This window comes from Bacillus sp. JJ1773 (assembly GCF_036962035.1).
Classification (GTDB): domain Bacteria; phylum Bacillota; class Bacilli; order Bacillales; family Cytobacillaceae; genus Cytobacillus.
In genome coordinates, this window is record NZ_JBALNX010000106.1 from 1 (window position 1) to 7,096 (window position 7,096).

At 35.5% G+C, this 7,096-nt stretch carries 7 protein-coding genes; 2 read left to right on the forward strand and 5 right to left on the reverse strand.

Going from position 1 to position 7,096, the window contains the following annotated elements; all coding sequences use genetic code 11:
* Positions 1–145: 145 nt before the first annotated feature.
* Positions 146–433, forward strand: a complete 288-nt coding sequence (locus V7127_RS23620) for a hypothetical protein (protein WP_335490400.1) — start codon at positions 146–148, stop codon at positions 431–433.
* A 56-nt stretch (positions 434–489) separates the two neighbouring features.
* On the opposite strand, the gene V7127_RS23625 is transcribed toward V7127_RS23620, so the two are convergent.
* The 5 genes from V7127_RS23625 to V7127_RS23645 all read right to left on the reverse strand — a co-directional run bounded on the left by V7127_RS23625 (position 490) and on the right by V7127_RS23645 (position 5,398).
* Complete coding sequence (locus V7127_RS23625) at positions 490–630, reverse strand: sigma factor (RefSeq protein ID WP_438824056.1); 141 nt, start codon at positions 628–630, stop codon at positions 490–492.
* Positions 631–807: 177 nt separating this feature from the next.
* Complete coding sequence (locus V7127_RS23630) at positions 808–1,950, reverse strand: DHHW family protein (protein ID WP_335490403.1); 1,143 nt, start codon at positions 1,948–1,950, stop codon at positions 808–810.
* Between the two features lie 22 nt (positions 1,951–1,972).
* Positions 1,973–3,352 (reverse strand): MBOAT family O-acyltransferase, encoded by a 1,380-nt coding sequence (locus tag V7127_RS23635; protein WP_335490406.1) that lies wholly within the window; start codon positions 3,350–3,352, stop codon positions 1,973–1,975.
* A 5-nt stretch (positions 3,353–3,357) separates the two neighbouring features.
* Positions 3,358–3,840 carry a DUF4358 domain-containing protein gene (locus V7127_RS23640; protein ID WP_335354904.1) on the reverse strand — a complete coding sequence of 161 codons (483 nt, stop codon included), beginning with the start codon at positions 3,838–3,840 and terminating at the stop codon, positions 3,358–3,360.
* 490 nt (positions 3,841–4,330) lie between these two features.
* Complete coding sequence (locus V7127_RS23645) at positions 4,331–5,398, reverse strand: SGNH/GDSL hydrolase family protein (RefSeq protein ID WP_335490409.1); 1,068 nt, start codon at positions 5,396–5,398, stop codon at positions 4,331–4,333.
* Positions 5,399–6,370: 972 nt separating this feature from the next.
* Here V7127_RS23645 and V7127_RS23650 point away from each other — a divergent pair.
* On the forward strand, positions 6,371–6,823 hold the full coding sequence (locus tag V7127_RS23650; RefSeq protein ID WP_335354902.1) for an OsmC family protein: 453 nt from the start codon (positions 6,371–6,373) through the stop codon (positions 6,821–6,823).
* Positions 6,824–7,096: the final 273 nt, after the last annotated feature.

Genomic DNA, 7,096 nt, shown 5'->3' on the forward strand with positions numbered 1-7,096 from the left:
TACAATAAAGAAATCCATTAAGATTATTTTAGGTATTAATAGCTTTAATACAGGTGGTATTTATGAATATGGCTGTTTTCTAAAAGATTGTTGCTTTTTTAAAATTGTAATAGGTAAAAATAGTTTAAGGAGGGATTGTTAAGATATGAACATATATTTCGCATTACCAATTGGAATAGTTGTTATTACATTTGTTGCAGTGTTGCTTTATAAAATCAGTAAGCAAAAATCGGATAAACTTACAAAATATATACCTTCTATTCTATTTGCGATTAGTATTGCTTTGGTTTATTTTAAGATGTTTTTCATTTCAAAAGGGTATGACGCTATTTCGGATATAGTTGTTATTATTTTTCTGTCAGTGGGTTTAGGAAATTCCCTATTGGGAGCAATCATAATAGAGATTATAAACAAATGGAAAGAAACACATTAACCTCTGTTTGAGGAGCATAAAGCCATGGTCTCATACTGCTTGTTCCATTATAAGTTTCAATGTATTTTCCAAACTTTAATATAAACTTCTTGTACTAGTACCTCTGCTTGTTCTTTATTCTTTACCATGTAAAATAAAAAACGAAATAAATCTTGATGGTACTCGTTGTAAAGTTTATGAAAGGCCTTATTCATCATCTAATTTCATTATTCTCCTTGCTGTATACATCATTTATCATAATCTGTAGTGATTTAAGAGTTTCAAATATTAAATTTACACCTTGGCTTTGAAATGGATAGGAAAAGTTCGGTATATTCCCTAAAATAAACACCCGCTCCTCTATTTTAATTAGAGAAACAGGTGCTTTTAGTTGGCTATTTTCGTAGTTTCAGCAATTCCGAATTATTCACAAAGGTTGAGGTGTTAAATATAAACAAGACTTCTTCGATTCCGTTTTCTTGCATGAATTCACTGATATTTCCGTTGTAATATCTGATGTCTATTATGTAGATTTCTGCTACATGATTCGTGAGGAATGGAATTAAGTTGTGTGCGTAGGAATCCTTGATTACAAGGAGTTTTTCTTGTTGAATTTGTTCGGGCTTTAGTTGGCTCGTAATTTTCATTAAGGCATGGACTCCACCTAAAAAATAGGAGTATTTGTCCTTTTTGGTTAAGAAGCTTTCATTATATAGACTATTTACTGTTTCTTCTGTATCTGCAATGTATATTTTCGTTTGTATCGGCTTACGAGGAAAATAGGCCTGAATGGTGTCGGGAGTGATCCTGCTGAATTGACTTCGAGTATGGTAACTCCCTAGAAATGATTCACTGATGGTTTGTATTTTGAACTCGTTTTTTGATAATGGTTTCCACCCCATCTCTTTTGCATAAACCAAATATCCTAAATAGGCCCCATTTGTGTTCCAATGATGGTCAGTCCGATAGTAAACAGGCTCAGCAGCATCAGCACTTAAAAAATCATAGCCATCTATAAAAGTGAGTGTATTTTTTACATATTCCCCTATTTTTTGGTTTAGCTGATCCTGAGGGTATGAAGGTGCTAACCAGGGTAATTTATCTGGATAAACCCCTACTGATGTCGGGATAAGCATCAGTGTTATATTTACATTATGATGTTTCGATGAAAATTCATTTAGAGAATCAGTGTACTGCAGAAGTTTTTGTTCTTCTGGCATTAAAAACTTTTCGAATAAATAACCTTCTTTTCCGTAATAAATACCATTGTTTTCATTTTGGAGTCGCAGTCGTTCTATGTGAGTTTTGGCCATAACCCATTGGTTACGAAAAGGAAAATGATCCGAGAAGTAGTTTTCTAACTCATTTCCATATTCCTTGGATATTAATTTGTCTAAGGTCAAGTTTGGAAAGGGTTGCAAAAGTCGGTTTTCCATTTCGGAAAAACGTTGCGGCGTCAAAAATAGCAAAAGCAATAAGGCAAGCGCGAGTGTTGTGCAGAAGCTTAATACCAAAAACTTGTCTGCCTTTGATTTCATTTCTTTAAGTTCACCTCACCTATTAAAAACGAAAATATAAAAACGGATTAAAAGTTGAATCTACTAAATAGGCCACTGATAAAAAGAAGAGAAATCCATACCATCCTAGATTAAGTACTGAATGTTCTTTCGGCCATTTCTTTAGAGGCATTGAAAAAGTAATTAGAAATAAAAATAAAACTACATTGGTATATCCTAAATACAATGTCTCTTGATTCCATATTGCTTGATTATTCAATCCAAACAACGCTTTTGAGTAACCGGAGATTAATTCAAGGTTATCCAATGAAAATAGAACCCAGCCTATTAATATAAGTAATATCGCGTATATGTGCCTCATCCAACGTGGAATTTGACTTAAAAGTTTTAATCCCCACCATTTTTCAAACAAAAGGATGATACCAAAATACAACCCCCATAAAACGAAGTTCCAGTTAGCTCCGTGCCAAAATCCCGTCAATAACCAGACTATAAGGATATTTCGGAACTGGATCATTAGCCCCCGGCGGTTGCCGCCTAATGGTATATAAACATATTCCCTAAACCATGTGCCAAGTGAGATATGCCATCTTCTCCAAAAATCAGTAATACTCTGTGCAATATATGGATATTTGAAGTTTTCATTTAATCGGAATCCAAACATATAACCAAGGCCAATCGCCATATCAGAATAACCGCTGAAATCAAAATAAATTTGGAAAGCAAATGCAATAATCCCGAGCCACGCTGTTAACATGGGTAGTGTTTCGATATTTGAATTTGAAATAGTATTCCAAAGTATCCCGATATTGTTGGCCAGCAAAACTTTTTTTCCTAGACCAATCGTGAAGCGGCGAATACCTATTGCAAAATGTTCTATACTTTCCTTCCTGTTGCGAAGTTGTTCTACAATTGTTTTGTACTGAACTATCGGACCCGCTACCAGCTGCGGAAATAAAGCTACATATGTGCCAAAATCAATCCAGTTTCGTTGAACTTTAACTGTCCCCCTGTAAACATCGATGATGTAGGACATTGATTGAAAGGTATAAAACGATATGCCAATCGGAAGTGCTAATTCGGTTAACGGAAAGGAGGTTCCTAATAGAATATTAATATTTTCGATCAGAAAGTTAACATATTTAAAAAAGGATAGTAACGATAAGTTAAGAATTATAGAAATGACAACAATCACTTTACGCCCTGTCGAAGAAAACTTTGTGCTACCGAGTAACAACCCAAATGTGTAATCCATAAGGGTGGAAAAAAGTATAATGACTATGTAAATCGGCTCTCCCCAGGCATAGAAGAACAAACTTGTTAAAAATAAAAGGAGGTTTTTGAACCTCCTAGGTGAACAATAATAAAGTACTAAAACAATTGGTAAAAATATAAATAGAAATGTCAGGCTACTAAATACCATGATCGTTATTTATTGCTGAAGAAGGCGTTGAAATATTTAATTAGTTCTTCGGATTCTTCAGAAATCACAAATAACACGTAGTTGCCATTGGAAACGATCTTATAGTTTTTGGCATTTTCGTATTGATCCGGCAAATAGTTTTCAAAATTTCTTATTGCATCTGCAGCACGTTTTTCGAGTGCAGATTTAACAGTTTCGAGATCTTTTTTGTCCTTCAACTTCAAAATGGATAGTTCGTTGGATTTTACATTCATTAACGGCATTTGTATTATATATTCCTCAAGAAGGTTAGGATCCATATAATAACTTTCCTTGACTTGTACCTCCTCTAATTCCATAAAGGCTGGTTGTTCTACTTGTTTTAGTAGTTGTTCCGCCATTTCTTTTACTGTTACTTTTGGTTCAATCTTAGTTTCTTGATTGTTTGAGCATGCGGTAAGGGTCAATAAAAACACCGCAAATAAAGCCCACATCATTCCTTTTTTCATAAATACATACAACTCCACTCTTTTAATATCTTGCTTATTCCGATATATTGACGAATATATTTCAAATAGGTTACAGTTTATTGTTTTTTAAAAAGGAATTACTATTTTAGTATTAGGCTCTGTTAAAGGTAAATGTTGATATTTGAAACCTGTTCGAAGAGTTATAATAATCAATCCAGGAATTAACAATCAATTTAACAACCGAAATAGCATAATGACAATTGCAATAACAATTGTATACCATTAATTTGATGTATTATTTGATATGCTTTTTTATATCTCAAATGCGAAATCGTTGGAATAACAGTGATAACAAAAGACCAAATCGGATGCGATTTGGTCTCCTAATTGCAATGTTATTTACGATGTTACTCCACAAAAACAGAACTACTTATCGGCTAAGATGATGAGTTAGATTAGACGAGACCTGACTTTTTCGTACCTGTAAGGACTCTTTTAATAAGGAGGCACTAGATCCTTCCCTGTTCTTTTATTTCAGCAGCTCCAATTTTTGTTTAGATGGAGTTTTGTAGGATACATAGCCTTCTATTTTTGTCACATAGTGTCCATCGCCAACTGAATATTGGCCGCCGAATTCATTGTCGTAGCGGTATACGCGGTATTTTTCACCGGGATTTAGGACTCTTACGAACTGGAGACCTTCATCTGTTCGTTTCCATAGATTGATAGGTTTTTTAATGGAAAGTCTGCCAATCTGGCCCTTTTTCAAGATAACGCCATCCCAATAGACAAGCGGTGTTTCCTTGGCAGGCACTTCGACTTCCTCTTCCTCTTCTGGTACTGCCGGTTTCATCACATTCCAGAAAAGCTCGGAAACTGCCTTATAGCCATCTTCGCTCAAATGAATATCTTTCGGGTTTGGTAAAAAAGCAATATTTTTTGCGATGACATCTGCAGTTGGAACGTAAGTAGAGACGGATTGGATCGCAATTTGCTCAATCATTGAATTTAGTGCAGTTAATAATTGGTTGAGAGCAGGCTGGTGCTCAGCCGGCAAATGCGGATATGGATTGTAGTAGCCCATGATATAAAGCTTTACATCTGGATTTAGCGATTTTACAGCGGTGGTGATTTTAACAAGGTTTTGTTGAATTTCCGCAAACGTTTGCTTAACCTCTTCCTGATCAAACGAAACGTTTTGATTTACCGGATCAATCTTAATCTTCTTTAAGATATCATTGGCACCGACATCTAGTGTCACATGCGTGGCTTGGCTCAAAACAGCCTGGATTCCATCGTTTTCTCCTTTTATCACGTTATTGGCAATGTCATCTAGTACATTGGTAGTCGTATATCCCGGTACAGCGTAATCCCTGACAAACATTTGGAGAACCTCATTGCTCTTGAAGTTTTCCGCAATAAAATCAGGATAGCCTTTGCCAATCTCGCCATACGGCGATAGGCCGGCAGCCAGAGAATCCCCTAGACTAACATAAAAAACATTCTTTTCTGCAGCAGCTGAGCTTGCAATTGGCTGCGCGACCATCCCAAGTAAAAGCGCAAACACGAATAAAACCTTTACAAAATTCCTAGACAAATAGACCCCCTACCTTCATAATAATTTCGAATATTCGCAAAATACTCTATCATTCTACCTTAATTTTATAGGTAAAAACAACCAGAAAGATTTGCGGTGCGGGCAATATTTATGGACATTTTTCGCTATTTTGTGGAAGCTGGGACGATTCTTGGACTTCTATTTATAGTTAGGCGGGCTGTCTCTTTTACTTTCAAAGGTTTTACAATTTAAAGTTAGCAAGGTAAAAATATCGTTAATTAAACGTTTGTTTAATGACCTCTTGCACTAACAGGACAGGCTATCACCAAGTTTGTATCATATTAATTATTAAAATTAGTAATTGGTATAAATTGATATAACAAATACGAACATACATATTAATTAAACGTTTGTTTAAATCCTTTCAAAGCCAGGCAGGAGATGGGATTGAGACTGTTTAATCAAACGCTTGTTTAATGCTCCATTACACTAACAGGACAGGCTCTCCCTAAGTTCCTATCGTAATAATTAATAAAATTAGTCAGTGGGTATAAATTGATATAAAAACACGTACATACATATTAATTAAACGTTTGATTAATTCCCCTCAAAGCCAGGCGGGTCAAGGGATTGAGACTGTTTAATCAAACGTTTGTTTAATGCTCTATTACACTGACCGGAACTGGCTCTAAATTTTCAGAAAAAAATAATTTGATTTGAATGAATTTTATGATAATATGAATACAATAATTCTTATTGGAATAATATGAATTAAATTCTTCTAATCCAGATAAAGGGTGGGACTGACGCAGCGAACTCTCTGCATCCAGCTTTTAAAGTCACTCAGTTTGTGATGAAACCTGGTGCCTAATTTAGAAGAGTGGCTGATCAATTGGCAAAATGTCTTCATGTTTTGTCATGCACCCTTCTCTTATCTTAGAGAAGATGTTTTCATTTTCCAAAGCTGTAAAGCTAGCAAGTGAAGTCCAAATAGGAAAGGGAGAGAAAAAGATGGCGATTACAACATTTAAAGCAAAAACAGTATTAAAAGAAAATGTATTAGTGGAAACAGAATCGAGAGGGCATAAAGTCATTGTGGATGAGCCAGCTAGCTTAGGAGGAACGGATAAAGGAATGAATCCGGTGGAACTACTTCTGTCCGCTTTAGGTGCGTGCCAGTCAATCGTAGCGAGAACGTATGCGAAGCAATTCAATATCGATCTTCAAAAGTTTTGGGTTGAATTAGAAGGAGATATTGACCTAGACGGGTTTTTTAATAAATCTGATGTAAGACCAGGATTCTTATCCATACGATATACGTTTCATATCGAAACGGATGCCCCAGAAGATAAAATCGAGGCATTTAAAGCATTCGTTGAAGATCATTGCCCTGTCGGCGACACGATTGCCAATCCTGTGAATCTTGTCTCTTCAAAAGTGGTTGTTCATCAGCCTGTTAATTAAAATGCGGTCGTTAAGTAAGCAAATAATACTTATATAAACTAATAAGAGACACACAGGAAAGTTGAATTCTTGTGTGTCTCTATTAATATGCGACTAATGTGAAAAAAGATTTTCCCGGGCGTCACTGCGACCGAAATGATCCTTTATTCCGCTAATACTTTTTCGGGTCTCTATTAATCAAACGTTTAATTAAATCCCCTCAAAGCCAGACAGGACAAGGGATTGGGACTGTTCAATCAAACGTTTGTTTAAAGGCCCTCTTGCATTGATCGG

What these genes read in the sequence shown, in the direction of transcription:
- V7127_RS23620 (WP_335490400.1), top strand. Translation starts at nt 146, where the DNA reads ATGAACATATATTTCGCATTACCAATTGGAATAGTTGTTATTACATTT.
- V7127_RS23625 (WP_438824056.1), bottom strand. Translation starts at nt 630, where the DNA reads ATGATGAATAAGGCCTTTCATAAACTTTACAACGAGTACCATCAAGAT.
- V7127_RS23630 (WP_335490403.1), bottom strand. Translation starts at nt 1,950, where the DNA reads ATGAAATCAAAGGCAGACAAGTTTTTGGTATTAAGCTTCTGCACAACA.
- V7127_RS23635 (WP_335490406.1), bottom strand. Translation starts at nt 3,352, where the DNA reads ATGGTATTTAGTAGCCTGACATTTCTATTTATATTTTTACCAATTGTT.
- V7127_RS23640 (WP_335354904.1), bottom strand. Translation starts at nt 3,840, where the DNA reads ATGAAAAAAGGAATGATGTGGGCTTTATTTGCGGTGTTTTTATTGACC.
- V7127_RS23650 (WP_335354902.1), top strand. Translation starts at nt 6,371, where the DNA reads ATGGCGATTACAACATTTAAAGCAAAAACAGTATTAAAAGAAAATGTA.